Here is a 25,706-nt window from a genome sequence, read left to right as displayed (position 1 = left end):
CAAAATAGTGGGAGCGCTACGCACTCCAGCGGGAGCAAGCTCCCTCGCCACAGAGGTTTCAATCAGCTTTTAAAAGGTGGTACGCAGACCGACCTGCACACTTCGACCCGGCGCCGGGGCGATGTCCCGCAGGATCGAGCTGGCGTAGCGCACGGTCTGGTTCGTCAGGTTCTCGCCGTTGACGAACGCCAGCCACTGGCTGCCGCCGACATTGAAGCGGTAGCCGGCGCTGGCGCCCAACGTGGTGTAGCCGTCGGTACCGCTTTCGTTATCCGGCACCCGCCCCTGGCCCGCCGCGTGTTCAACGTCAATCCGCGCCTGCCAGCGATCCAGTTCCCACAAGAGGCCGCTGTTCAAACGCAACGGTGCAATGCGGGGCAACGCTTCACCCGTGTCCAGGTTGGTTGCACGGGTGTAGTCGCCCGACAGTTCCAGCGCGAACTTGCCGTACGCACCTTCCCCCAGCTTGATGTGATCCTGGGCTTCAAAGCCTGCGAAACGCGCACGCACACCGGAATATTTGTACTCAGGGATGCCGCCGGCGTCTTCCTCGCCTTCGTCATTCAAGGTGCGACCGCTGCCCAGCAGGCCGATGTAGTTGGCGAAGTGGCTGTAGAACACGCCGAAGCTGCCCTTGTGGGTGCCGTTGTCGAAGCGCAGTGCCAGGTCGCTGGACACGGCTTTTTCTTTCGACAGGTTGGCGTCGCCCAGTTCATAGGTGCCGGTGGCGACGTGAGCGCCGTTGGCATACAGCTCGTAGAAGGTCGGGGCACGTTCGGTGTAGCCGAGGGTGGCGGCCAGGGACCAGATCGGCGTGAGGGTGTACACCGCGCCGGACGACAGGCTGCCGGCGGTGAAGTCGGCGGATTTGTCGGCATTGGCGAAGCGTGCGTTGCCTTTGCCGTCCGGGTCGACGTTGGTGTGTTCCAGGCGCCCGCCGAGGCTCAGCTTGAGGTGCTCGGTGGCCTGCATTTCTTCGAGGATAAACAGCGCGCCGGCGTTGGTATCGGTCTGCGGCACGAAGGCTTCTTCACCCAGGGCCGAGAATTCATTGCGACTGACTTGGGCACCCACCACGCCGTTGAACGGCCCGATCGGCAAGTGTCGCGCTTCCACCCGGGCTTCGTAGCCCTTGTTCTTGAAGGTGGTGCCGGTCTCGCCGCCTTCGATTTCCATGTGCTTGTAGTCGGTATAGCCGGCGTCGAGTTTGACCGAGGTGAACGGGCCTTGCAGGTTGCGAATTTCGGACGCAAAGGCGTAGTGATCCTGCTTCATGCGGATGCGCACGTCCTGCTCGGCCGGGGAGCCGTAGTTGCTGTCGTAGTTGCTGTAGGACAGCCCGGCGTAACCGTCGTCCCAAGTGTAGGAACCGCCGACTGCACCACCGTCCTGGCGTCCGTCGCTGTTGCCGAGGCGACCGTTCTTGCCTTCACCGTCTTCGCTTGGCGGTGCATGACGGCTGCGGGCAAAACCGGGGATTTTCAGGTCGTTGAATTCCCGCGCACTGGCGTCCAGGTGCAAGGCGAAGGTGCCGTTGCCGGCTTCCAGTTTGCCGGCGCTGCTGCGAGTGGTGTCGGCGCCGCCGTAGCGCAATTCACCGGCCCCGTGAATGCCTTCGATGGCTTCGGTGGGGATGCGGTTGTCGAAGGTATTGACCACGCCGCCGATGGCGCTGCCGCCATAGAGCAGGGCGGCCGGGCCACGCACGATTTCGATGCGGTCGACGTTGACCGGGTCCAGCGGCACGGCGTGGTCATAGGACAACGACGAGGCATCCAGCGCGCCCACACCATTGCGCAGGACGCGAATGCGGTCGCCATCCTGGCCACGAATGATCGGCCGGCTGGCCCCCGGGCCGAAGTACGACGACGACACACCGGGCTGCTTGTTCAGGGTTTCACCCAGGCTGCCTTTTTGTTGCAGGGTCAGGTCATCGCCTTCCAGCACGGTGGTGGGCGAGGCGAGGGTTTCGCTGCCCAGCGGGTTGCCGGTGATGACTTGGGGTTGCAGTTCCAGGGCGTTGGCCTGGGAGGTGATCAACAGGGCGGCGGCCAGCGGGGTGAGGCGCCAGAGAGAAGAGAGGGACATCGGTCGTTCCTTGGCAAACGGCAAAAAGAGAAGGCTGAAAACGGTAAGGGATTCGATACCCTTTGATAGTTATAGTTACAATATAACATTACTTTTTTCCCTGCCAAGGGGAACTTTCCCAAACCCCGCTCGATCACTCCCACGCCGATCACTCCCACGCTCTGCGTGGAAATGCATGCCGTGACGCTCTGCGTCACCATTGCGCAGGTTAAAATTTGCGTCGACCGAGGGACGCAGAGCGTCCAGTTCGGCATTCCCATGCAGGGCGTGGGAACGATCGAACAGTGGCCTATAGTGAAGGCAACGCTTCCACCCGCACGGCCCGTCCGCTAAGGTGCGCGGCTTCGTTTTCTTCTTTTCTGCACAAAAGGCCCGGCATGACCGCGACAAACAAAGACCCACTGCACGGCGTCACCCTGGAACAGGTCCTCACCGCGCTGGTGGCGCATTACCAATGGGAAGGCCTTGCCGAGCGCATCAACATCCGCTGTTTTTCCAGTGACCCGAGCATCAAGTCGAGCCTGTCGTTCCTGCGCAAGACCCCGTGGGCGCGTGAGAAGGTCGAAGGTTTGTACGTGAAGTTGATGCGCACCAAGCGACCGGTCGAGGACTGAGGTGAAACGTCACCTTATCGGCCTCGCAGCCCTCGGCGGTTGGGCCGGCCTGGCGCTGCAGCAGTACATCATTTTCTACTTCCGCTGGGTCGATGGCGCCAGCCTGTTGCCGGGCCTGGTGAATTTCTTCAGCTTCTTCACCGTGCTCACCAACACCCTGGTGGCGGTGGTGTTGACCCATGCGTGGGTGCAACGGCCAACCGCGGCGAGCCGGTTCTTCCTCGGGCCCGTAGTCAGCAGCGGGATTGCCGTGAGCATTGTCGTGGTCAGCCTCGCCTACAGCCTGTTGTTGCGCCACATGTGGCAGCCTGCGGGGGTGCAGTTTGTGGCGGACGAGCTGCTGCACGACGTGATGCCGTTGGTGTTTGTCGCGTATTGGTGGTGGTGCGTGCCCAAGGGCAGTCTGCGCCTCAAACACATCGGGCTGTGGGTGATTTACCCGGTGGTGTACTTCGCCTATGCGTTGTTGCGCGGGTATGTGTGGGGGCTGTATCAGTACCCGTTCATTAACGTGGACACCCTGGGTTATCCACAGGTGTTCATCAATGCCGGGGGGATTCTGGTGGGGTTTGTGCTGATTGCTCTGGGGGTGGTGGGGCTGGATAAAATCTGTAGGAGCGAGCTTGCTCGCGAAGAACGTTAACGATAACGCAGTGTGTCTGGTTTAACGCGGCGCTCTCAGGTTCTTCGCGAGCAAGCTCGCTCCTACAGGGATCACTGTTGCCAGTAACCCACGGCCTTGAGGAATGCCTCATTGACGTTGTGCGTGTCCAGCAGCACCCGCCGTACCTGGCGCGACAGCTTGCTCTCGGTGGCGACAAAGCTGTACAGCGAACCGCCCGGCAGCGTCAGGTTGTGCACCGTCTCGAGCAGGTCATCCTGGCCGCGCACCACCCAGATCACTTCCACTTCGGCAGCGCTGGCCAGCGGCTGCTGTTCCGCCGCATTGGCGATCTCTATCACCGCCAATACCTTGCGCCCCGCCGGCAATTCGTCCAGGCGCCGGGCAATCGCCGGAATCGCGGTTTCATCGCCGATCAACAGGTAGCTGTCGAAGATATCCGGCACGATCATCGAGCCACGCGGCCCGCCGATGTGCAGGTGCTGACCGACCTTGGCCTGCTCGGCCCAGGTGGAGGCAGGGCCATCGCCATGCAGCACGAAGTCGATGTCCAGCTCGCCGATGTCCAGCTCGTACCGGCGTGGGGTGTAGTCGCGCATGGCGGGTTGCGGGCCGTCGCCGCGCAGGTTGAAGTCGGGGCTGTCCAGCGCCGCTTGTTCGGCGGCGTTCTGTGGGAACAGCAGCTTGATGTGATCGTCACTGCCCAGGCTGATAAAGCCCGCCAGTTCCGGCCCGCCCAGGGTGATGCGGCGCATGCGCGGGGTGATGTCGACCACCCGCAGGACTTCGAGGCGGCGGCGTTTGATTTCGTGGGTCACGCGGTGGATGGCTTGGGTATTCATTGAGCTTTCCCGTCGGCAATGGCTTGGGCGGTGCTGTTGAGCAGCGCCGCGACACGAACGATTTCTTCCGGGCTCCAGCGCCCGTGGTGCGAATGCAAGGCGTGGCGCAGGTTATGCACCGCCTCGTGGATTTCCGGCGGACGGTCCTGGCCCCGCAGCGAACGTTTGCTCACATCCATGCGCATGCGAATGCCTTCGAGGGCAACCGCCTGTTCGCTTAAGAAGAGACGACCGGCGTCGGTGATTGTGTAGCGTTTTTTTCCGTCTTCGGCGTCGCCGGTAATCAGTTCGCTTTCTTCGAGAAAGGTCAGCGTGGGGTAGATCACGCCGGGGCTGGGGCTGTAGGCGCCGTCGAACAGGGTCTCGATCCGGCGAATCAGGTCGTAGCCATGGCACGGCTGTTCGGCGATCAGCGCCGGCAGCAGCAGTTTCAGGTCGCCGGGGGCGAAGACCCGTGGGCCACGGCCGCCGCGCTCGCGGCCTGGACGTTTGTCGAAGCCGTCGCGGCTGTCACCGGGGTCGCGGTGTGAATGATGGTCTCTCATTTCGGGTGCTCTCGTTTGGTTTAGATACAACGTAAGATATATCTTATTGCCGCCGCAACCCCGGCAGACGAACGGTCATCTCGCGTCTTGTGAGACGGGACTCGAAACGGGCCGATCAGCGCACTGACCCTTTCGACATATGCGCCAACTTGTTAGTTGGCGTGCCCCAGTAATTACTGTTGTTTTTTATAATATGTAATCCTATTCTTACGGACTTGTTCTGCACTAAATCATTCTCGTTAAGTTGATGTAGTCCGTTTCTTACGGTTGATTCAAAGGTTTTGGCAAAGTGCCATAATTTTCCTATGTGTCTTGGTGTGACAAGGCTACGTGAATAAGCGAATCGACCGGCTTTCATATTCAAAATCGAAATGGATAATTGCCCGGCCTCGAACGAACTCCTGAATTGCAATACAAGTAATTGGAAAGCATCCGATTTCCATTGCTTCAGGAAATTGTTCTGGCGCTGGGTTAATTAAGTCCTGTGCGCAACTAAGCCAGGATTTCGTTTTGATTTTTAATACATGTGAGCCTCTGCAAATGAAGACTAAAGTAAAAGCTGCGCTGTTGACTGTCGGCCTGTTGGCGGGTTCGATCTCTGTTGCTAATGCGGCGGACGGGACGATTACATTTACCGGTTCGGTCCATTCGGGTGCTTGCTCTATCAAGCCTGAGTCTGTGGATCAGTCAGTTGCACTTGGCGCTATTGCAAAGCATCAGTTGCAATCCGGCGGCAAGTCCACCGCCCGCCCCGTGGCGATCGAGCTTGAAGGGTGCGACCTGTCTGGCCTCACCGATAACACCGTGACCACTACCTTCACCGGTGCACCGTCCAGCGTTGTGCCTGGCGGCATCGGCACGGTCGGCAGCGCGGGCGGCATCGGCATCATGATGACCCACGGCGGCAAAGCGATTGAGCTGGGCGTGCCAACCACTCCGCAGGCCATTGTTGCCGGTAATAACACCCTGCAGTTCGGCGCCTACGTACAAGGCCAGGCGACAGGCGACATCGTTCCTGGTGATTTCAGCGCGGTCACCAACTTCACCTTGGCTTATCAGTAAGTGTTTCCCCCGCCACCACTGGTGGCGGGGGAAAACTGGCGGGAGATCAAGGTGAAAACATTCATAAGTCTCGCTATTGCCTCTTCATTGACGTTGTTCATCAGCCCTTGTGATGCCGCGCAGACGCGTGTGCAAGGCGATGGGCTCGTCACGCTGGGAGGCGAGATCATCGACTCGGCCTGCGGGCTGGAAGCGGTCACTGCCGATCAGACTATCGACATGCCTCCCGAACCCATCGGCCGCCTGTTGCGAGAGGGCGCGGGGCAAATGCAGCCGTTCCAGCTACGGCTGGTCAACTGCACCGTGACGCGTCCCGACCCGCTGCGCCCCGGCGAAACGCTGCCGGACTGGGAGCATCTTCGCGTGACGTTCGACGGGCCCAGCGATATGGGCGGGCGCACCTTTGCGGCCTTTGGGGCCTCGCAGGGGGTTGCTTTCCATATTGAGGACGCCGCTGGCCAGGTGAGTGTGCCGGGAGTGCCGATGGCGCTGCTGCCGGTGGTTGATGGCGACATGACACTTCATTACAGGCTCCGCCTGGTGGGCAACGGAGTGCCGCTGTTGGCAGGGGCTCACCGCGCGGCAGTGCGGTTCAAGTTGGAATACTTTTGAAGATTGAGTTGCGTGTATGTTGAATACGTCGAAAGTCATGAATACGCTGCGCCCCAGCCTCTTTGGCGGGTTGATATCACTGGCTGGAACTGCAATGGGCGCCGGGGATATTGAGTTTAATACCGACGTTCTTGATCTGATTGATCGCTCCAATATTGACCTGTCTCAGTTTGCACGCAGTGGGTTTATCTTGCCTGGCACCTACTCGATGGTGGTCCAGCTCAATACCCAACCTATATCTGAACAATCGGTGGCGTTCTTTGCCCCCGATGATGATCCCAAAGGCAGTGTGCCCTGTTTATCGCGCGAGCTTGTCGAGCAACTGGGCCTCAAGGCGTCCGGTGCTGACCAGCTGAAGTGGTGGAAGGGCGGGCAGTGCCTGGATGTCACGGGCTTGCCCGGCATGGAGGTCAGTGCCGACCTGGGCACGTCCACCCTGGACATCAACCTTCCCCAGGCCTACCTGGAATACAGCGCCATCAACTGGGACCCGCCGTCACGTTGGGACGAGGGGGTGCCGGGGCTGCTGGTCGACTACAACATGACGGCGCAGTCCAGCTACCGCAAAGGTGACGGTACGCGCAATGACCTCAGCGGTAACGGCACACTCGGGGCCAATGCCGGGGCCTGGCGCCTGCGGGCGGATTGGCAAGGGCGTGTCGAGAAAGACCGCGAGGCGCAGGCCAGCCGGCAAAAACTGGAGTGGAGTCGCTATTACGCATATCGCGCCATTCCTGCGCTGAAGGCACGCCTGGTGTTGGGCGAGGACTACCTGTATTCGGACCTGTTCGACAGCTTCCGCTTTACCGGTGCCGGGCTCAAGTCAGACGAAAGCCAGCTGCCGCCCAACCTGCGGGGCTATGCACCGGAAGTGGTCGGGGTGGCCAAGACCAATGCAAAGGTTGTCATCAGCCAGCAGGGGCGTGTGCTCTATGAAACGCTGGTGGCGGCAGGCCCTTTTCGGATCCAGGACCTTAACGACGCCGTGTCCGGCACGCTGGATGTGCGGGTCGAGGAGCAGGACGGTTCGGTACAGAAATTCCAGCTCGATACGGCAGGCGTTCCCTACCTGACGCGTCCCGGGCAGGTTCGTTACAAGCTGTCTGCCGGGCGACCGTCCAACCTGCAGTACCACTCCCACGGTGACTTTTTCGGCACCGGCGAGTTTTCCTGGGGGATCAGCAATGGTTGGTCACTGCTGGGCGGTGCGATAACGGATAACAACTACCGTGCGCTGTCGGTGGGGGCGGGGCGGGATTTGCTGGCGTTCGGGGCCGTTTCCCTGGACGTCACCCAGTCTCGCGCCAGCCTGTGGAACCAGACACTTTCGGGCAAATCCTACCGCCTTCAATATTCCAAGAACTTTGAAGAGTACGACAGCCAGGTCACCTTCGCCGGTTACCGGTTCTCCGAGAAGAACTACTTGAGCATGAGCCAATACCTGGATGCTCGGCACTATGGGTTGAACGGTGAATTGGGTGGGCGCGGCGTGTTCGATGAAGACGGTAACTTCATTGAACACTGGAAACCCATTGGCGGTAACAAGGCGCTGTATACGGTCACGGTGAACAAACAGTTCCGCGATCTGAACACCACGGTGTATGCCAGCTACAACAAACAAACCTATTGGAACCGGCCGGACACCCAGCGCTGGAACCTGTCGGCGTCTCGTTACTTCAACGTGGGCTCTGTCAGGAACATGAGCCTGTCGCTGAATTTATATCGCACCCATGAATACCAATATAAGGACAACGGAGCAGCGCTGACGGTCAGCCTGCCATTGGGACCCACCGGCACCCTGTCGATGGATGCCAACAGGGCCGGCGGCAAAAACAGCTTTACCACACGCTACGCCGATCGCCTGGATGAACGTAACAGCTACCAGGTCAGTGCCAGCGACACCTCGGCCAGCGGCTACCTGAGCCATATTGGTGACCAGGCCGACATCGACCTCAGCGCCACGACGCAACAAGGCAATAACCGCACCCTCAGCGCATCCGTGCGTGGCGGCGGCACGCTCACGCCTTACGGCGGGGCGCTGCATCGAACCACCAGTACCGGCGGAACCCGGCTGCTGGTCGATACCGCCGGTGTGCCCGATGTGCCCGTGCGGGGCTACGGCACGCCGACCCGCAGCAACGCGTTCGGCAAGGCGGTCATCTCCGACATCACCAGCTACCAGCGTACGGCGGCCAGTGTTGACCTGGAGAAATTGCCCAGCGATGTCGAGGCCACTCAATCCGTGACGCAACTGACCCTCACCGAGGGGGCCATTGGCTACCGATCCCTGGAAGTGATTTCCGGCCAGAAGGCCATGGCGGTTCTTCGCCTGCCGGATGGCAGCGCACCGCCCTTCGGCGCCACGGTGAAAAACCGCAAGCAGCAGGACACCGGGGTGGTGAATGACGGCGGGGATGTCTACCTGAGCGGCATTCAGGCCGGCGAGCAGATGATCGTCAGCTGGGGCGGCACCGAGCGTTGCGTCCTGACGCTGCCTGTCGAGTTGCCAACGGATGCGTTCACCGATGCCCTGCAACTGCGCTGCCAGAGGGTAGCCGTCGATCAAGCCTCACCCGAGCCAGCCACCCTGACCGGCCAGCGAAACACTATGGAGAACCCATCCTCATGAAACACAGCACACGTTTTACCTATGCACTGCTGCTGGCGGTCTTGAGCCAGAGCGCCAACGCCGCTGTCGGCCTGGACCGTACCCGCGTGATTTTCGACGGTGGCAAAGACGCAACCAGCGTCAACATCACCAACAACAACCCTCAGTTGCCGTACCTGGCCCAGGGCTGGATCGAGGATGAAGAGGGCAACAAGATCACCTCGCCGTTGATCGTGCTGCCACCGGTCCAACGCCTGGAGCCCGGCAAGCAAAGCCAGGTAAAAGTCCAGGCGTTGCCGGCCGCCAAATCGCTGCCCCAGGATCGGGAGACGGTCTACTACTTCAACCTGCGGGAAATTCCGCCGCGCAGCGACAAGCCCAACACCCTGCAAATCGCCCTGCAAACCCGGATCAAATTGTTTTACCGGCCGCAGGCAATTACCCCCACCCAGCAGGACCTGTCCAACCCATGGCAGGAAAAGCTGACCCTTACCCGGCAAGGCGATCACTACCAGGTGAATAACCCCACGCCTTACTACGTGACCCTGGTGGATGCGCGCAGCAGCAAGGACGGCAAGACCATACCGGGCTTCGAGCCGGTGATGGTCCCGCCCAAAGGCACGCAGGCCCTGGGGCCGACTGCCAAGGAGCTCGGCACCACCCCCTATTTGTCCTACGTGAATGATTACGGTGGCCGTCCGCTGCTGGCGTTCACCTGCAGTGGCGAGACATGCAAGGTGAACACGCAACTGTCTGTGGCCAATCAGTAGTGCCTGCTGCCGGAGAACGTCATGAAGTTGCACACAGTGAAGGTCTTGGGCGGTCTGTTGCTGGCCCTGATGGGGCCGGTGCACGCCGCGGATGATGAGGATGTGGAGGGCATGGTCGGGATGCTCAACATTCTCGGGTCCATGCACGAAACCCCCTGCAGCCTGGAGATGGCATCCCTGCACCAGACGATCGACCTGGGCCCGGTGTCGGCCAGCCAGTTGCAGCGGCCGGGTGACCAGGCGACCTCCGTGGCCTTTCAACTGCTGTTCGAGGATTGCCGGCGCACCGCCGGCCGCATCGCCAGTGAACGCACGGGGAACCTGACATGGAGTGCTTATCAACCGGTGCTCTCGGTGGCGTTCATCGCACCAGCCGATGCCGATGATTCACGGCTGGTCAAGGTGCAAGGCATCACCGGGATGGGCCTGCGCCTGACCGATTCCCAGGGGCGCGATGTACAGCTGGGTTCAAGGGGGGAGCCATTGTTCTTGCCCTTGGGCCGCAACACGCAGACCTGGAACGTCCAGCCCACGCGCACCCCGGCACCCCTGACCAGCGGTGCATTCCGGGCCGTGGTGGATTTCAGGCTCAATTATGAGTAAGGGCAGAACAATGACCAGGTTAACCGGCCCGTGGGCCATTTTTATCGGTGCGGGACTGCTGTGGGCGGTCAGCCAGGGCGTGCAGGCCGATACCAACCTGACGATCCGCGCGACCATCATTGCACCTCCACCGTGCGTGATTAACAGCGGCGGCACGCTGAATGTGCCGTTCGGCAATGACCTGCTGACGTCACGGATTGATGGCGTGAATTATCGACGGGACGTGCCGTATACCGTCACCTGCAGTCCTCCCGTTTACAGCAACGCGATGACCCTGGAACTCAAGGGCGCGGCAGCCGGGTTTGATAACAAAGTGCTCTCGACCCCCAAGACCGACCTGGGGGTCAAGCTCTTCGCCAATGGGGCGGACTGGCCGCTGAACACGCCGCTCAGGTTTACCCATCCGACCTTTCCGGTCGTGCAGGCGGTGCCGGTCAAGCGCGCAGGCAGCACGCTGACGGGCGGGGCATTTGCGACCGCCGCCACCCTCGTGATCGAGTACCAATAATGAGGAAACGATCAATGAAATGTTGGCCACAGCGAACGTTGCTCGGCTTGTGTTGCTTCGGCTTTTTCAGTGCTGCGTCGGCCAACCTGACGTTCAACGGAACGCTGAACGAGCCGCCGCCCTGCACGATTGATTCGGGCAGCACGATTGAAGTCGATTTCGGGGATGTCGGCACCAAGCGTGTCGATGGCGTGAAATATCGCAGGGCCGTCGGCTACACCATCCGCTGCGGCGCCTCCACGCTGCCGTGGCTGTTGAAGTTGAGCGTCAAGGGCGCAGAGACAAGCTTTGATAACGCGGCCCTGCAGACCACTGCGCCTGACCTGGGCATTCGGCTGTACCAGAACAACGCGCCGTTTCGCCTCAACACGCCGCTGGACATCAGCCTGGCGGCACCGCCGACCTTGGAAGTGGTGCCGGTCAAACGGCCGGGTTCGGTCCTGAAGGCCCAAGGGTTCACGGCGGTGGCCACGCTGTTGGCTGAATACCAGTAGGAGTCGAGTGTATGCGACACGCAATGATTCATAAGGGCCTGGCCCTGCTGCTGACCTTCGGCCTGGCGGCCACGGCGCAGGCGGTGGACAACCTGAGGTTCAAGGGCAACCTGGTGGAACAGGCCTGCACCATCCGCCCGGGCGATGAAGCCATCACCCTGGAGCTGTGGGACCTGACCAGCAAGCACCTCTACATCAACACACGCTCAGTGGGCAAACGTTTCACCCTGCACCTGGATGACTGCAATACCACCATCAGCGACTCGGTGACCATCCTGTTCAACGGTGCGGAAAACCGCGCGCTGCCCGGTTTGTTTGCGCTGGACGGTGGCAGCGGTGCCTCTGGTATCGGGCTGGGTTTGGAGACACTGAGCGACAAGCCGGTGCCGGTGAACAAGGTCGGCGACGAACAGAAATTGAGCCCCGGCAACAACGTCATCCTGCTCAAGGCCTATGTGCAGGGTGAGCCGGATGCCCTGCGGGACAAGACCATCGGGCACGGCAGCTACCGTGTGACTTCGACGTTTACGCTGGATTATCCGTAACGCTAAACCGTTATGCATGGGATGAAAGAGAACAACATGAAACGACTATTTGGAGCCGTTGTGCTGCTTGCCCTGGCTGGCGTCACGACGACCGTGAAAGCGGCTGATTGCCGGGTCAATGGCGGCAATTGGCAACGGGTGAGCATTGGCGGGACGTTGAACCTGCAGGTTCCGGTGAATGTGCGGCTGGAGGTGAATGAGCCGCGCATTCTCCTGTCCGGGGTGAGGATCGAATGCCGGTTTGAACCGGACAGCTATACCCCGGATGGACGGCAGGACTACTGGGCCACCGGGACGAGGATCGGCCCGGCCTGGTCGCCTGGTCCGAAGTTCGTCAGCCAGACGACCGGCTTGCGTATCAATGGCAGTTATTGGAACACGCCTATCCAGGCGGGTATCAGGATTGCGACCATGCCTAACAATACGTCTCCGATCCCGATCGATGTCATCCCTTATATATTGATCCGCAACAACCCGACCAACCCGATCGACATTCGAATAGGTGACACTCTGGGCGTGTTACGTCTCGACCAGACCAACAACTACGATTCCTTTTCCACGAGCCTGCAGCTTACGTACATCGCCAACAACGACTTCACCATCTCCCCGTCGTCGTGCACGATCAACAATAACCAACCGATCGAAATCAACTTCGGCAACGTGCACCAGAGGGCGATAGGCACCGACCCCTTATCAACCACCGTTCGTACCGATCGCACGCTCACCTACCGGTGCCCGGACCCGGGGATTACCACGCCGATCACCATTACCTACAAAGGCACGCCGTCCTCGTTCAACGCCAATGCGCTGGTGATGAGCAATCCGAACGTGGGCACGGCCCTTGTCCGTCAGGGGACTGCGGTTCGAGTCAATGGCTCGTTCCTGACCCGTATCACCAACAGTTCCGGGAGCGACGTTGTAACGTTCGCCCTGGTCAAGCAGGCGGGGTCCCTGCCTGTCGAGGGGCCGTTGAACGGCAGCGGCGTACTGGTAATGGGGGTGCCATGACACACCCATACGGTCAGACCTGGCGCGTGACGCGGTTACGTTGTTGGCTGTGGCGTTCCAAAGCCTGGTGGGTCAACTCGCGCATCCATTGTTTTTCGCGGTAGCCCAGTTCGTTGAGCAGCAGGTTGTAGCTGTCGTCCGTCATGGGGTGCCCGGTCAGCACCTGCGGGTGCGGCACACCCAGGGCGTCGGCGAGACCGATCAGCGTGAGCCTCAACGCTTCCTTCTGCTCGGCGGGTAAGCCGTTGGCCTGGGCCAGCCTGGCCTGGGCTTCCTGCAGTTCATCAAGGCGTGCGCATTGTTCGTCGAAATGCCGGGCATTGGCCTCAAGGGTGTTCGGGTGGTGGTCGTGCAGGTACTGTTCCCAATAGGGCTCCAGCAACATCTGGTTGACCAGGCCATCGCCTTCGCCCAGCTCCAGCACCGTGCTGTAGGCCTGTTCGATCTGCGTGGGTTTTACGTCGCCGGTGTCGCGGTACAGCATGTGTTCCGACAGCCAGGGCAGGTCGAGGCGCTTGGCCAGGGAGGTCTGGTAGCTCAGGTAGACCTCCACGTCGTCCACGTTACCCATCACGCCCTCCCGTCGTTGCGAACGCAGCCATTGGCCGAGGCCGCCTTCGGCTTCGGGTTTGAGCCGATGGGCAATGTCCTCGCTGGCGATGCGGTTCAATTGCTTGAGCCGTGCATTGCCCTTTGCCAGCGTCACCAGTTTGCCCTCGCGCTCGCTGGCCGAGGCGGAGTAACGCTGGGCTTCGCTGACCAGCACTTCGATGCCCAGGTCATTGAAAATCTGTGCACTGCCGTCGGCGCACAGGCCTGGAAAACTGGCCATCTTGAACAGCTTTTCACGCAGCGCCGTATCGTTGTGGGCCGCCTCCAGCAAACGCCAGACGCGCTCGCGCAACGTTTCAAGATTGTCCCAATAGGTGTCCATGTCCTGGGGCCGCTGGAAGAAGTCGGGCGCTTCAAGGGCCTTGATCACCTCGAACAAACCCTGGGAGCCGTGCTCGCGCTCCACCGCTTGCCACAGCTCCTGGCGCCTGCCCAGTAACGGCGGCCTGACCCGTTCCAGCCACGGGCCGCTCTCTCCACGGGGCTCATAGCTGCGGTTGGGGTCCAGTCCGGCGGCTTCGCGGTACTGCTCGTACAGCAGGCGCTGGTCGTTGAGCAGGGTGTTGCGGTCCAGGCGGGTATGGGCGACGGTCCGGGCCTCGGCGCTACCGGCCATGAGCGCTGGCACATGATCAATCCGGGTTTGGCTCAGGTCCAGCAGGAAACCCTCCTCCCGTGGGTGGGCAAACAGCCCGGTGGGCCATTGGGTGATGGGGGTGCGGCTCAGGAACAGGCGGCGCAGGTGCGGCATTTTCGAGATGTTCGGTGGCTGCGTCAGCGGGTTGCGGTACAGGTTCAGGTTGCGCAGGTGCTTGAGGTTTTTCAGGCGCGCAACGTCGCCGTTGAGCAGCGTGATCTGGTTTTCCCCCACGTTGAGGTCGCGCAGGTAGCGCATGTTGGCGATGGGCTCGGGCAGCCGCGTCAGTTCGTTCGCACTGACGTCCAGCTCCCGCAGGGACGGGAATGCCTGCAGAAAGGGCCACTGGCTGTCGTTGAACATGCAGTTGGCCAGCTTCAGTTGGGTGACGTGCTCGAAACCATTGCCCAGCAGCGGCAGGCTGCCGGGCAGGTCCAGGGCGCTGAGGTCCAGGCTCGCGCCTCTCTGCACCTGGCCCAAGTCGTCGCGGTGCTCGGCGAGGCGGTCTTCCCAGCAGCGATAGAGTTTGTGCGCAATGATATTTTTACGCAGTTTTTCCTCCCGGGCCATGCGGCTGTTTTTGGGATGGGGGCCGGGCAGGCGCTTCCATTGCTCCAGCTCCCGGTACAGGTTGTGCCGCTGCAGGACCAGGCGATTGAGGACATCGTTGTTCAGCCCCGGGCCGATCTCATTGAGGAACCGCTGCAGGCGTTCCTCCTCCAGGGTCGGGAACAGACTTGCCAGCACCTCCCGGGCGCGGGCCTGGCTCAGGTGCTCCTGGGCGCGGCGCAACCCGCCGAGGGCCGCGCCGCCGAGCAGGGTGGTGGTCTGCGCATCAGCGGTAGAGCGCAGCGGTGGCTCGGCCAGCACCCGGCGCCGTTCGGCCAGGGGTTCGAGGGTTTCCATCAGCCAATGCTTGAGCCCGGCGCCCTGGCCGGGCCGGTAGCCCAACTCGCTTTGCTGAGCGTCGGACAATGCACGCAACAGGCATTCATACAGGGTATCCGGGCCGTGCAGGCGTTGGCCCTGTTCATCGAACAGTTCGTAGCCCACGTGGTTCTGGCGCACCAGCACCCGGCGCCGGCGGGCATCGGCCGCCCCGGCTTCACAACGCAACGTACCGCTGACCTGGCGATCGCGGATTTGCAGGTGCAGGTCGCCAAAGCCATCGCTGTAGCGCTTGAGGGTATTGAGCACCAGGCGCTCGGTACCTTCGGTGATCGCCCAGGGCGGGAAGAACCCCGCGTAGGCCTGGACACTGTGCTGGGCGAAGCTCAGTTCCCTGGCCTGATTGAGCAGGCGCAGCGGTACGTGGTGGTCCAGGGTTTGCCGTTCGGCCGGGGTTGTGCCGGCCAGCAGGGTGTCGGCCAGCGGCCGGTCCAGCGGGCTGACCTGCTCGCGCAAACGGCGTTCATGGGGATCGGCGCTGACCTGGCGGGCCTGATGGATGTAGTCGGCGATGTCACCGGTCTGGCGCGCCACCGAGTCCGCCAGTTGATCGCGCAAGGTTTGCACGCGCAGTGCTTGCGGCACGTCGCCGCCCAGCAGGTGCCTGATCGACGGCTCATCGAGAAACTCCAGCACTCGCGCCGGCAATTCACCGGACATCACCTCGGCCAGGCTCAATTGCAGCGTGTCGGCCGGCGATGCCTGCGGGTTGGCGTACTTGTGGGAGTCACCGCTCTTGTCCGAGCGCACGAACACTTCCAGTGCCTTGGTTTGGGGCCAGCCCGGCAGCTCGGTGATGGTCTGCTCGAACCAGGCGGACGTCGCATCCAGCGGCAGCGGTGCGCCGGCGCGAATGGTGTGCACGGTCTGTGTGGCAGCGCGCTGGGCTTCATAGCGATTGAGGGTCGCTTCCAGCAGCGGCGGGGTCGGCCGGTTTTGCACGTAAAGGTTGCGCAGCACACCGTCGTCGGCACCGCTGATGCGTTGCATCTGCTGCAGTTGCTGGTTGCTGAAGGGCGCCGTGCGCGGCCCCAGGCGGCGCATCAGCGTGGCGCTGTCCCAGGTGCGCGGTTGCTCGGCTTCATGTACGAAGGCGCCGTCGCCGTTGAACCGCACCAGGGGTTGATAGGCGTTGGCGCGCTTCGGGTGAGCGATACGCGTGTCGCCGGTTTCAGGGTCTGCCTGCACTTCGAAGTGAGTACCTTGCAGCGCGAGGATCTGCTTGCCCCGATGGGTGTGCAGGCCGTCGACAATGGGCGGCTGGTCGAGGTTTTTCACAGCATAGGGCGCAATATCCGGGTGCCACAGGCGCGTGCTGCCGTCGGGCCGCACCACCGGGCGCAAGCCTTCGACGAAGGGGCTGAGCTTGAGCCGTGCGACATGGCCCAACTGGCTGGCAGCACCGAACAAGGCAAACTGGATCACGCTGTCGGCCACCGCGACCACTTGCTCCGCCGCCTCGGCACCACGCCCCTGGGCCCAATCGACAATCCCCTCGAACACCTCGTCGGTGATCTGGTACAGGCTGTAGGCGAGCATCGCTTCCCCCAGCAGCGGCACGAAGGGCGTCAGCACCAGCAGCGCCGCATTGAAGATATCCCCGAGGATTTTTTCCAGGTTGTCCCACCAGGCCCAGCGCGCGTGGCGGTCGGCGGTGGCGGTGGGCACGGCGATGTCCAGGGCATCGTTGACGATCTTGTTCAACTTGAGGCGGTACTGGTAATTCCACAGGTCATTTTCGGCGGCGAGCGTTGAGCGATTGACGTGATCGTCACCGATAGCCTGCACGCTGAATTGCAGGTTTGGCTGGGTGGTCGGGGTGTCGCGCCAGCTGGGACGCGGGTCGGTGTGGGCGGTTTGATGCCAGCGCACACGGCTCAAGCGTGTATTGAGCCCGGCAAAGAATTCACCGCGCCTGGCGTGGTCGATGAACTGGCTGAAGAAGGTCTGGTAGCGCTGGCTGTCCCGCAGTTTTTCCGTGAGGTGGCTGAGGAAGGCCGCAGGCGAAGGGTATTGCTTCAGAGGGTGTTCGGGGTCTGCAGGGATGTACACCAGCACCTTGCCGACGGGTCGGGTCGGCTGCGGGACAAACAGCAACAGGATGCCGGTCAATGCCGTGTTCATCAGGCTCAGGGTATGGCATCCAAGCGCCTGACCGTCCAGCAGTGCGACGCGGCCGGCGATCAGGTCGAGCACGGCGCCGTGGGCATCGGCGTCGATGTCCCGGTTGATCAAGGCCAGGTGCGCCGCCGTACCCAGGGCAGTCTTCTGAGTGGCAATCATCTGCAGGCGCACGGCCCGGGTCACCGCCGGGTCATAGAACCCCAGGGCCTGGCGCAGGCTTTTCTGGTAGCGGGCGCCCAGGTCCAGGGTGCGGCAGATGTGCTTGAACTGTTCAGCGGTCAATAACGCGCCGGTGATGGAGTGGCGCAAGGTCAGTGTATCCCGCTGCCCGCGTGGGTCTTCGGCGGACAGGAAGGCGTAGTCGACGAAGGTGTCCGAGGCGGCAAAGTTGGCCAGCGCGACGTCCAGCAGCGACAGGGTTTTGCTTTGCTCCCCACGATTGAAATCGTGCACCCACCAGGCAACTTTGGCGCTGGCATACAGCCGCAGGCAGGTGGTTCTGACGTCAATCTCGCCATAGGCCTTCAAGGCATTTTTCAGCAGCGGTTCGGCGAAGGCGTACACGTCGGTCAATGCCTGGAATCGCTGGTCCATCGCAGCCTGCTGCTGCCAGTGTGCGGCGATCGCGGGCTTGAGCGCTTGATGCTGGCTGGTGCTGGCATGGGGATAGTGGCGGATGCCTTGGTGGGCGACGTCGTTGAGTGCGCGCAGGCGGAGTGGCGAGGTGGTTTTCAGCCAGTGCGGCAGGGCGTTTTCGATAAACGCGTGGTGCAGGGACTGGTCGGGTATGTCGGCCATGGGGGCAACCTGTAGAGCTCAAAAAGAAGGCTTGAGTCTATGCACCGGCACGGCTGCGGATAAGTTTGAATAGTGGGTGGAAACCGCGGCGGATCCCTCAGTAATCCGCAAGTGAAAAGCGCAGGGATAGGCCCATCAGCGCACGCTGCATAAGCTGTTGTTGCCCGGTTGCAGATAGGGCGTAAGAATCGGCGCCATGCCCTTGAGTACCTGTACCGGCAACGCCGAAGTGAACTTGAAACCCTGGGCCGAAGCGCCGGGGACGAAGGCGGTCAGCGTGCCGAAATGATGCTCGCCGATGTAGAACACGAAGGTCGCCGTGCGGTTGATCGCCTTGGAGCTGAGAATCCGCCCGCCGGCGCCGATGGCTTCGATCCGGTTGTCGCCGGTACCGGTCTTGCCGCCCATGGCCAAAGGCGTACCGTCCGCCAGTTTGAAACTGCCGGACACGCGCCGTGCAGTGCCCGCGTCCACCACCTGGGACAGCGCCCCCTTGAGTGCCGTGGCCACCTCGGAAGGCATCACGCGCTTGCCGCGATTGGGGTCGTTGACCAAGCGGGTTTCGTACGGGGTGTCGGCGGCAAAGCGCAGGCTGTCGATACGCAGGGTGGGCTGGCGCACGCCATCGTTGAGGATGATCCCCACCAGTTCCGCCAGGGCCGCCGGGCGGTCGCCGGAGCTGCCGATGGCCGTGGCAAGCGACGGCACCAGATGGTCGAAGGGGTAGCCGACTTTCTGCCAGCGCTGGTGAATATCGAGGAAGGCTTCGATCTCCAGCATGGTGCGGATGCGGCTGTCGCGGGCACTCTTGTGGCGGCTCTTGAACAGCCAGCTGTAAACCTCCTGGCGCTCGTGTTCACTGGCGGCGGTGGCCTGGGTGAAGGTGGCGTCGGGGTTGTTCAGCAGGTAGCCCATCAGCCACAGATCCAGCGGGTGAACCTTGGCGATATAGCCTTGGTCAGGCAGGTCGTAGGCGCCGGGGCCGTAATTCTGGTAGAGCTTTTCGAGGCGCTCGTCGGTGAGTTTTTCAGGGCTTTTGACGCTGCTCAAGTGCGAGCGGACGAAGCTGTTGAAACTCGCCTGGCTGGCGTTGGGCAGCAGGTAGCGGTGTACGGCGGCCAGGCGAATGGCGGTGGGGTGCATGCTGTCGAGGAAGGTGTCGAGGCGCGCCTGGGTGTTCTTGTTGCGGTATTTCTTCCAGAACTTGAGCAGGAAGGTGGTGCCTTCGCGGTCGGCGAATTTGGCCAGGTATTCCTGGCGCCTCGGGTCACTGTCGTCCTTGAGCAACTCGGCACTGTTGTTCGCACCGTGATAGGTGCTGTAGCGCACCAGGTCACGCATCAGGCGAATGAACGGCAAGTTGATCGACTCGCGCAGGGCTTCGATCAACGTGGGATTGCGACCGTTGTCCTGGCTGCGGAAGTTGTGAAAGTGGTGCATGCCGCCGCCGGTGAAAAAACCTTCGCCGGTGTTGGCCGAGTATTGGCGATTGAGGGCGGCGTCGAGCATGGCCGGCAGGTTGCGGTCGCTGTTCTGGGCCAGGTAGTCGAGGGCCCAGCGGGTAATGCGGTCCGTGTCCTCGACCGGGACTTTGCGCAGCTCGGCGGCAGGTGTCGCAGCGTATTTATCATGCAGTTCGCTGACGATTTGCAGGTAGGTGGTCATCACCCGCAGCTTGGCGGTTGAACCCAGTTCCAGCTTGCTGCCTTCGTTGATGTCGAATGGCTGGTCGGTGCTGTCGGTTTGCACGCGCACGCGGGCACCGTCGGGTGTCATCTCGTAGAGGTTGAAACTGTAGCGAACCTGAGCGGTGCTGGCGGGCGTCAGCAGCGTGGGCCCGAGCAGGCCGATCTGCGCGGCGAAGGCGGGGTCGGCGAGTTGCTTGAGGTAAGTGCTGGCCTGGCTTTGCAGGTCGGCTTGCAAGGTGCTCGTGGCAGAGAGATCGAGTCGGTCGAGGTCGTACAGCGGTTGATTAAGCAGGGCGGCCAAGCGCGTGCGGGCGACGCTGATGCCCTTGTTGGTTTCGATCGGCTGGATCGTCGGTTGTTGCTGCCAGTCACGGTAAGTGACTTTGCTGGCGAGGGCTGCGCTGGCCAGCGCCGGGTCGATCACGTTGTTTTGTGCGAGCAGGCGGATGTGGCTGTCGGTGAGGTCCGCCAGTTCCTTGTGGCCCTTGGACAAATAGTGAGACGGGCGGCGCTGGGCGATCATCAGCGACAGCACCTCGCGCAACGCCAGGCCCTTTTGCGGCAGCTGTTTGGGGTCGTTGCCGTTGAGCAGCGTATTGGTCTGGTTGAAATCGGCGCCGTACCACACGCGCAAGCCTTCGGCCATGCCGTGCACTTCGCCGTGGCCGGGTACCGCCGACAGGGGCACGCTGTTGAGGTAGTCGCGCACGATGTCTTGCCGGGCCGCGAGGGTTTGCGGGCCGTCCTGATACGCGCGCACGCTGGCAGAAATCATCTGGCGGATTTTCTCGCCGCCGGACAGGGTCAGGCCGTCGGGCGAGTGGCGGTATTTCTCCAGTTGCGTCGCCAGGGTACTGCCGCCAGCGGTCTGGCCGGGCAGGTGCAAAAGCTTCGCCACCTGGGACCAGGCGGCCTTGGCAAAGCGCGGCCAATCCACGGCCGGGTTGAGTTGCGGGTTTTTCGGGTCCAGCAGGTCGCGGTCTTCGATAAACAGCAGGCTGCTGACCACCACCGGCGGGATCGCCGCAAAGCTTGGGTAGAACTGTTGTGGATACGTGAACTGATACAGCGGCGCGGCGCGGCAATCGGTGATGGTCAGGCCGGCCTGGATCTTTTCCGGGTAGGGCACGAACAGGCCGCGCTGGGCGTAGGCCATCAGGTCGGGGGAGAAGCGCGCTTGAGCCTGGATCAGGTAGTCACGCTTGATCAAGCGCGGCAGGAACTCGCCGAGGGCGCTGTAGCCCAAGCGCTTGTCAAAGGGCCCGGCGCCAGGGTAAACCCGCGCATCGCTGGGGCCCGAATGCATTTGGTAGGTGAGGGTTGAGGCAATGTCGGAGAAGGTTTTGGCCTGCAACCTTGAAGTGCGCATTTCCCGCAGGGCGGCAAAGCCCAGGGCGATCAGCGCAATCAGCAGCACCAGCCAGAACAGCCGCCACCACAACCGTCGGCGGGGAGGAGGGCTTTGTGGCAACGGCTGTTCATCCGGGCTATCGGTGGATACCGCAGCCTTGGTCGAAGCGTTTTGCCATAAAGCGCCCATAGTCGATTGATCCATTTACGTAGATTGATCGGACTTGGTTGAAGCTTAGACGGTGGTGGGCGAGTGGGGGGGATTTGTGAGTGTGATGCTGTTTGTGGCGAGGGGGCTTGTCCCCCGTTGGGCTGCGCAGCAGCCCCAAAACCTGCCATGAAGATCTTCCTGAAGAAATGCGGTGTGTTTACTGGGGCTGCTGCGCAGCCCAACGGGGGGCAAGCCCCCTCGCCACAGACAAGCCCTCTCCACACAGGAAAAATCAGAGCCAGGCTGCGTCCCATAGTGGGTAGTCACCAATATGTTCGACCAGGCCCGCTCGCAGAGGATTGGCGATGATGTAGCGGGCAATTTTGCGAAGGTCTTCATCGCTACGCACTGCTCGGTCATGGTAGCCAAGTTGCCAGAATCGTTCTTTGCTGCCGCGTGCGCGATTAATGGTGAGGGTGCTGCGGGATTTGGTACGTCCCACAGCCTGCGACAACGTTGTGCCTTGCAGCTCAAATAGCCAATGAAAGTGATCAGGCATGACGACCCATGCCAGAGAGTCGACCATTCCCAATTCATGGGTCTTCCTGAATTCTGCTACCAGTAGTCTTCCCAAATGGAAGTCTTTGAACAGGGGTTGCCGGTTGTGAACCACGGCGGTAATCAGATAAGGACGGCCAGATTCTGAATGTCGACCACGGCGTAACAGATGAGAGTTGGGTTGATGAAGCATTCCTTTGCTCCTTGAGGGGAAGTAGTCAATTGACGTTAGCAGCTGCTGTGGAGTGCTCTCTTGCAGTTCAGTGTCGGCGTGTTTCTCGAAGGTAGATTTGTGGCGAGCGGGCTTGTCTGTGGCGAGGGGGCTTGTCCCCCGTTGGGCTGCGCAGCAGCCCCAGTAAAGACACCGCATTTTCTGGATAGAACTTATGGCAGGTTTTGGGGCTGCTACGCAGCCCAACGGGGGACAAGCCCCCTCGCCACAGACAAGCCCGCTCGTCACAGATAACCCCGCTCGTCACAGATAACCCCGCCACATAACCCCAAACCGTCGAGCTAGAGCCTCCCCCACCCGTAAACCCGCCAAAGGTAGGGGCATGACGCTGCACCATTACCGTGCAATACTCGCCGCCGTTTGGTGGCGATGATTCCTACGCTAACCAGGTGATGCTCCTCCGCAAAAGGCGCCTTTACCGAGAGTTCCCGCTGAATCTTGCCGTTTATAGAGTGAAAACCCCTGGGTTTAGCTTTTTATACTGCACCCCCGCTGATCTGGCCCGGCCAGACCGTTTTACCCAAAAGGTGATCCGGCAACGGTACGCCATGGCAGACCCGCCATGACGCCCCGGACTCGGTGGCTCATATCCAATAACAAGACGAGGTTGTATCCCTATGCCAGCTGGCAATCATCTGCCCCACGGCGAGACCGCTCAGGGCGGTCCGCTGAAACGCGAACTCGGCGAACGGCATATTCGCCTGATGGCTCTCGGTGCATGCATCGGCGTCGGCCTGTTCCTAGGCTCGGCCAAGGCCATTGAAATGGCCGGCCCGGCGATCATGCTGTCGTACATCATCGGCGGCCTGGCGATCCTGGTGATCATGCGCGCCCTCGGCGAGATGGCCGTGCACAACCCGGTGGCCGGTTCGTTCAGCCGCTACGCCCAGGATTACCTCGGCCCGCTGGCGGGCTTTCTCACCGGCTGGAACTATTGGTTCCTGTGGCTGGTGACCTGCGTGGCAGAAATCACGGCCGTCGCCGTGTACATGGGCGTGTGGTTCCCCGATACACCCCGCTGGATCTGGGCCCTGGCAGCACTGATCAGCATGGGCACCATCAACCTGATCGCGGTCAAGGCCTTCGGTGAGTTCGAGTTCTGGTTCGCACTGATCAAGATCGTCACCATCATCGCCATGGTGATCGGCGGCGTCGGCATCATCGCGTTCGGCTTTGGCAACGATGGCGTGGCCCTGGGCATTTCCAACCTGTGGACCCACGGCGGCTTTATGCCCAATGGCGTGCAGGGTGTGTTGATGTCCCTGCAGATGGTGATGTTCGCCTACCTGGGCGTGGAGATGATCGGCCTCACCGCCGGTGAAGCGAAGAACCCGCAGAAGACCATCCCGAGTGCCATCGGCTCGGTGTTCTGGCGCATCCTGCTGTTCTACGTCGGTGCGTTGTTCGTGATCCTGTCGATCTACCCGTGGAACGAAATCGGCACCCAGGGTAGCCCGTTCGTGATGACCTTCGAGCGCCTGGGTATCAAGACCGCCGCCGGCATCATCAACTTCGTGGTGATCACCGCAGCGTTGTCGTCGTGCAACGGCGGTATCTTCAGCACCGGGCGCATGCTCTACAGCCTGGCGCAGAACGGCCAGGCCCCGGCCACGTTCGGTACCACCTCGAGCAACGGCGTGCCGCGCAAGGCGCTGCTGCTGTCGATCTTCGTGCTGTTGCTGGGCGTGCTGCTCAACTACATGGTCCCGGAAAAAGTCTTCGTCTGGGTCACTTCCATCGCTACCTTCGGCGCGATCTGGACCTGGCTGATGATCCTCCTGGCCCAGCTCAAGTTCCGCAAGAGCCTGACCCAGGCCGAACGTGACGGCCTTAAATACCGCATGTGGCTGTACCCGGTCAGCTCCTACCTGGCCTTGGCGTTCCTGGTGCTGGTGGTGGGCCTGATGGCGTACTTCCCGGACACCCGTGTGGCGCTCTACGTGGGGCCGGTGTTCCTGGTGCTGCTGACGGTGTTGTTCTACGTGTTCAAGTTGCAGCCGACTCAAGCGGCGGCACGCACCGCGAGCTGAGTTTCCTGCGCTCAACAAAAAGCCCCTTACGGGGCTTTTTGTTTTTCAGGCGGTGGCAACGCGCGCCGGTTGCGTGAGCCGCTTGTTCAAGTCCAGCCAGGCCCCCAGCAACGCCATCAACCCGGCGCCTACCAGTGCGGTGAAAATCTGCATGGCGAAGGCATCGCCGGTGATCGCATTGATCATGTCTGCCAGTGGCGCCAGCAGCACCCCCAGGCAGAACACTTCCAGGGAGTAGCGCCCCATACGGCAGGTTTGTCGGGCCAGCCAGTTCTGCGTCCATTCGCGGCCAGGCAGCAGCTTGGCGGTGACATAGGCCAGGGCCAGGAAGTGCAGCAAACGCACGGGCGACAGGTCGGTCTTGCTGATGGGGTACAGCAGGTCGCTGAGCGCCGACGGCATCAGCGCGTCGTGGATTTCCGGCCAGCGCCACGAGAGCGTGAGAACCCCCGCCACCAGCGCATACACCGCCGCAGCGACGAACAACGGCTGACGCAACAGGCGCCGAGTCTCGACAGGGCGGGGTTGCCCGGCATGAATCGCCGCCGCGCCGCCCAGCACAAACAGCAACTGCCAGGTCACCGGATTGAAGTACCACACGCCGTCGGCAATCGCCGCCAGGTTCCAGCCCAGGTGCGGCGCCAGCAAGTACACCGCCAGCGAAACAGCCACCACCGCCCAGGTCTTGCGCAACAGCAACGGCAACACCAGCGGCAGGCAACCCAGCAGCACGATGTACAGCGGCAACGGGTCCATCAGGTTGGGTTTGAAGCGCAGCAACAGTTCATCCACCAGGGCTTGCTGGGGATGAGTGACGAAGTGCGTCAGGCCCATCTCTTCAACGAGGTCGCGGGTTTCCACATGGCTGTTGGCGAAGAACACGATGCCCATCAGCATCGCCAGCAGGAAGATGTGCACCACGTACAGCACCCAGGTGCGCCGCCAGATCTTCACGCAGGCGATCAGATAACCGTCGCGCTGCAGGATCTTGCCGTAGGCCAGCACGGCCGCATAACCGGCCAGGAACACGAAGACTTCCGCCGCGTCGCTGAAACCGAAGTTGCGCAAGGTGATCTGGCCCAGAGGGTTGTGGGGCACGTGATCCCAGAAAATAAAGATCAACGCCAGGCCCCGAAAAAAATCGATGCGCGGGTCGCGTCCGTTCAACATGGCAGCGGGCTCTTGAACAAGGGGTTTAGTAATGACAAGTGGACGACGGCTTCAGTCGAGCCGTACGTCGGGCGGGCGCAGGTTGGCGGTATTTGTAAGCAATTGCAAAGCTGAGTTTTTTGCTGAATGTCTCATCGCTTTGTTTAAACGTCGATGATCACCAGCGTGCCTTGGCTGCCGGCGAGTACCGCGTGGGCGATGCCGGCTTCAACCAGGTACATCTGACCGGCGCCGACGTCGATGGCCTCCTCGCCAATAGACAGGCGCAAAAGGCCGTCGATCACCAACAGCCCTTCGTTGTAGTCGTGGGTTTCTTCTTCATAAGCCTGTGCATCCATGCGCAGCACCTTGATCCGCGCCGGGCCGACCTGGCCCACGCGGGTGGATTTCCAGGTGTCCGGCAGTTGGGCGGCAAGGGCGGTGAAGTCGAGTAACGGCATGGTGAAGCTCCTTGTTTCAACGATGCCGTTCGGTGGTCCGGTTCAGC

20 protein-coding genes are annotated in these 25,706 nt (G+C 61.7%); 12 read left to right on the top strand and 8 right to left on the bottom strand.

The genetic code is table 11. The annotated features are described in order from the left end of the window. Positions 1 to 69: 69 nt before the first annotated feature. Entirely contained in the window at positions 70 to 2,088 is a 2,019-nt protein-coding gene (locus AC3WKX_RS10595; RefSeq protein WP_102605008.1) for a TonB-dependent receptor, read from the bottom strand. A gap of 377 nt (positions 2,089 to 2,465) precedes the next feature. On the opposite strand from AC3WKX_RS10595, the gene AC3WKX_RS10590 reads away from it, so the two are divergent. Continuing rightward, positions 2,466 to 2,702, top strand: a complete 237-nt coding sequence (locus tag AC3WKX_RS10590; RefSeq protein WP_003216406.1) for a VF530 family protein — start codon at positions 2,466 to 2,468, stop codon at positions 2,700 to 2,702. Position 2,703: 1 nt separating this feature from the next. Further along, positions 2,704 to 3,345 carry a Pr6Pr family membrane protein gene (locus AC3WKX_RS10585; protein WP_003216408.1) on the top strand — a complete coding sequence of 214 codons (642 nt, stop codon included), beginning with the start codon at positions 2,704 to 2,706 and terminating at the stop codon, positions 3,343 to 3,345. A gap of 71 nt (positions 3,346 to 3,416) precedes the next feature. Here the strand turns inward: AC3WKX_RS10585 and AC3WKX_RS10580 are convergent, their stop codons facing one another. Together AC3WKX_RS10580 and AC3WKX_RS10575 are read right to left on the bottom strand one after the other, a co-directional pair. Continuing rightward, positions 3,417 to 4,166, bottom strand: a complete 750-nt coding sequence (locus tag AC3WKX_RS10580) for a siderophore-interacting protein (RefSeq protein ID WP_102606252.1) — start codon at positions 4,164 to 4,166, stop codon at positions 3,417 to 3,419. Continuing rightward, the gene (locus AC3WKX_RS10575) at positions 4,163 to 4,711 is read right to left on the bottom strand and encodes a PadR family transcriptional regulator (protein ID WP_003216412.1); all 549 of its coding nucleotides are present in this window, start codon (positions 4,709 to 4,711) and stop codon (positions 4,163 to 4,165) included. Before AC3WKX_RS10575 ends, AC3WKX_RS10580 begins: the two co-directional genes overlap by 4 nt. Positions 4,712 to 5,251: 540 nt before the next feature. Between AC3WKX_RS10575 and AC3WKX_RS10570 the strand changes: the two genes are divergently transcribed. From AC3WKX_RS10570 to AC3WKX_RS10530, 9 genes are read left to right on the top strand one after another with little or no spacing between them, the layout of a single operon-like run. Next, positions 5,252 to 5,773 (top strand): fimbrial protein, encoded by a 522-nt coding sequence (locus AC3WKX_RS10570; protein WP_023659208.1) that lies wholly within the window; start codon positions 5,252 to 5,254, stop codon positions 5,771 to 5,773. 51 nt (positions 5,774 to 5,824) lie between these two features. Next, positions 5,825 to 6,385, top strand: a complete 561-nt coding sequence (locus tag AC3WKX_RS10565; protein ID WP_023659209.1) for a fimbrial protein — start codon at positions 5,825 to 5,827, stop codon at positions 6,383 to 6,385. Between the two features lie 16 nt (positions 6,386 to 6,401). Then, positions 6,402 to 9,014, top strand: coding sequence for an outer membrane usher protein (locus AC3WKX_RS10560; protein WP_158244083.1), 2,613 nt, complete (start codon positions 6,402 to 6,404; stop codon positions 9,012 to 9,014). Then, the gene (locus AC3WKX_RS10555; RefSeq protein WP_003216420.1) at positions 9,011 to 9,763 is read left to right on the top strand and encodes a fimbria/pilus periplasmic chaperone; all 753 of its coding nucleotides are present in this window, start codon (positions 9,011 to 9,013) and stop codon (positions 9,761 to 9,763) included. The genes AC3WKX_RS10560 and AC3WKX_RS10555 overlap by 4 nt, the downstream gene beginning before the upstream one ends. Before the next feature lie 21 nt (positions 9,764 to 9,784). After that, a complete protein-coding gene (locus AC3WKX_RS10550) occupies positions 9,785 to 10,366 on the top strand; it encodes a fimbrial protein (protein ID WP_102606254.1) in 582 nt (193 codons plus the stop codon). Between the two features lie 10 nt (positions 10,367 to 10,376). Next, positions 10,377 to 10,874, top strand: coding sequence for a fimbrial protein (locus tag AC3WKX_RS10545; protein WP_087692799.1), 498 nt, complete (start codon positions 10,377 to 10,379; stop codon positions 10,872 to 10,874). 14 nt (positions 10,875 to 10,888) lie between these two features. Beyond that, positions 10,889 to 11,368, top strand: coding sequence for a fimbrial protein (locus AC3WKX_RS10540; protein WP_003216426.1), 480 nt, complete (start codon positions 10,889 to 10,891; stop codon positions 11,366 to 11,368). A gap of 11 nt (positions 11,369 to 11,379) precedes the next feature. Beyond that, complete coding sequence (locus AC3WKX_RS10535; protein ID WP_023659210.1) at positions 11,380 to 11,913, top strand: fimbrial protein; 534 nt, start codon at positions 11,380 to 11,382, stop codon at positions 11,911 to 11,913. Positions 11,914 to 11,949: 36 nt separating this feature from the next. Then, positions 11,950 to 12,921, top strand: coding sequence for a fimbrial protein (locus tag AC3WKX_RS10530; protein ID WP_102606257.1), 972 nt, complete (start codon positions 11,950 to 11,952; stop codon positions 12,919 to 12,921). A 13-nt stretch (positions 12,922 to 12,934) separates the two neighbouring features. On the opposite strand, the gene AC3WKX_RS10525 is transcribed toward AC3WKX_RS10530, so the two are convergent. The 3 genes from AC3WKX_RS10525 to AC3WKX_RS10515 all read right to left on the bottom strand — a co-directional run bounded on the left by AC3WKX_RS10525 (position 12,935) and on the right by AC3WKX_RS10515 (position 21,980). Further along, a complete protein-coding gene (locus AC3WKX_RS10525) occupies positions 12,935 to 18,040 on the bottom strand; it encodes an NEL-type E3 ubiquitin ligase domain-containing protein (RefSeq protein ID WP_102606255.1) in 5,106 nt (1,701 codons plus the stop codon). Between the two features lie 135 nt (positions 18,041 to 18,175). Continuing rightward, positions 18,176 to 21,268: a biosynthetic peptidoglycan transglycosylase gene (locus AC3WKX_RS10520; protein WP_102606256.1), complete on the bottom strand. Its 3,093-nt coding sequence runs from the start codon at positions 21,266 to 21,268 to the stop codon at positions 18,176 to 18,178. 253 nt (positions 21,269 to 21,521) lie between these two features. After that, complete coding sequence (locus AC3WKX_RS10515; protein WP_032899435.1) at positions 21,522 to 21,980, bottom strand: REP-associated tyrosine transposase; 459 nt, start codon at positions 21,978 to 21,980, stop codon at positions 21,522 to 21,524. Positions 21,981 to 22,636: 656 nt separating this feature from the next. On the opposite strand from AC3WKX_RS10515, the gene AC3WKX_RS10510 reads away from it, so the two are divergent. After that, positions 22,637 to 24,049 (top strand): amino acid permease, encoded by a 1,413-nt coding sequence (locus tag AC3WKX_RS10510; protein WP_003216436.1) that lies wholly within the window; start codon positions 22,637 to 22,639, stop codon positions 24,047 to 24,049. A gap of 45 nt (positions 24,050 to 24,094) precedes the next feature. Here the strand turns inward: AC3WKX_RS10510 and AC3WKX_RS10505 are convergent, their stop codons facing one another. Together AC3WKX_RS10505 and AC3WKX_RS10500 are read right to left on the bottom strand one after the other, a co-directional pair. After that, entirely contained in the window at positions 24,095 to 25,219 is a 1,125-nt protein-coding gene (locus AC3WKX_RS10505; RefSeq protein ID WP_102606052.1) for an OpgC family protein, read from the bottom strand. 143 nt (positions 25,220 to 25,362) lie between these two features. Then, positions 25,363 to 25,659 (bottom strand): cupin domain-containing protein, encoded by a 297-nt coding sequence (locus AC3WKX_RS10500; protein WP_003216439.1) that lies wholly within the window; start codon positions 25,657 to 25,659, stop codon positions 25,363 to 25,365. Between the last annotated feature and the right edge of the window lie 47 nt (positions 25,660 to 25,706).

Source organism: Pseudomonas sp. GP01-A4 (assembly GCF_058780865.1).
The sequence above is the reverse complement of the archived record's forward strand: the minus strand, read 5'-3'. Positions and strand labels throughout refer to the sequence as shown.

Bases quoted from the DNA above. Each gene is read 5' to 3' on its own strand.
- AC3WKX_RS10560 (WP_158244083.1), top strand. From the start codon at position 6,402: ATGTTGAATACGTCGAAAGTCATGAATACGCTGCGCCCCAGCCTCTTT.
- AC3WKX_RS10575 (WP_003216412.1), bottom strand. From the start codon at position 4,711: ATGAGAGACCATCATTCACACCGCGACCCCGGTGACAGCCGCGACGGC.
- AC3WKX_RS10510 (WP_003216436.1), top strand. From the start codon at position 22,637: ATGCCAGCTGGCAATCATCTGCCCCACGGCGAGACCGCTCAGGGCGGT.
- AC3WKX_RS10555 (WP_003216420.1), top strand. From the start codon at position 9,011: ATGAAACACAGCACACGTTTTACCTATGCACTGCTGCTGGCGGTCTTG.
- AC3WKX_RS10590 (WP_003216406.1), top strand. From the start codon at position 2,466: ATGACCGCGACAAACAAAGACCCACTGCACGGCGTCACCCTGGAACAG.
- AC3WKX_RS10525 (WP_102606255.1), bottom strand. From the start codon at position 18,040: ATGGCCGACATACCCGACCAGTCCCTGCACCACGCGTTTATCGAAAAC.
- AC3WKX_RS10570 (WP_023659208.1), top strand. From the start codon at position 5,252: ATGAAGACTAAAGTAAAAGCTGCGCTGTTGACTGTCGGCCTGTTGGCG.
- AC3WKX_RS10540 (WP_003216426.1), top strand. From the start codon at position 10,889: ATGAAATGTTGGCCACAGCGAACGTTGCTCGGCTTGTGTTGCTTCGGC.
- AC3WKX_RS10535 (WP_023659210.1), top strand. From the start codon at position 11,380: ATGCGACACGCAATGATTCATAAGGGCCTGGCCCTGCTGCTGACCTTC.
- AC3WKX_RS10595 (WP_102605008.1), bottom strand. From the start codon at position 2,088: ATGTCCCTCTCTTCTCTCTGGCGCCTCACCCCGCTGGCCGCCGCCCTG.
- AC3WKX_RS10520 (WP_102606256.1), bottom strand. From the start codon at position 21,268: ATGGGCGCTTTATGGCAAAACGCTTCGACCAAGGCTGCGGTATCCACC.
- AC3WKX_RS10545 (WP_087692799.1), top strand. From the start codon at position 10,377: ATGACCAGGTTAACCGGCCCGTGGGCCATTTTTATCGGTGCGGGACTG.
- AC3WKX_RS10530 (WP_102606257.1), top strand. From the start codon at position 11,950: ATGAAACGACTATTTGGAGCCGTTGTGCTGCTTGCCCTGGCTGGCGTC.
- AC3WKX_RS10515 (WP_032899435.1), bottom strand. From the start codon at position 21,980: ATGCTTCATCAACCCAACTCTCATCTGTTACGCCGTGGTCGACATTCA.
- AC3WKX_RS10550 (WP_102606254.1), top strand. From the start codon at position 9,785: ATGAAGTTGCACACAGTGAAGGTCTTGGGCGGTCTGTTGCTGGCCCTG.
- AC3WKX_RS10580 (WP_102606252.1), bottom strand. From the start codon at position 4,166: ATGAATACCCAAGCCATCCACCGCGTGACCCACGAAATCAAACGCCGC.
- AC3WKX_RS10500 (WP_003216439.1), bottom strand. From the start codon at position 25,659: ATGCCGTTACTCGACTTCACCGCCCTTGCCGCCCAACTGCCGGACACC.
- AC3WKX_RS10505 (WP_102606052.1), bottom strand. From the start codon at position 25,219: ATGTTGAACGGACGCGACCCGCGCATCGATTTTTTTCGGGGCCTGGCG.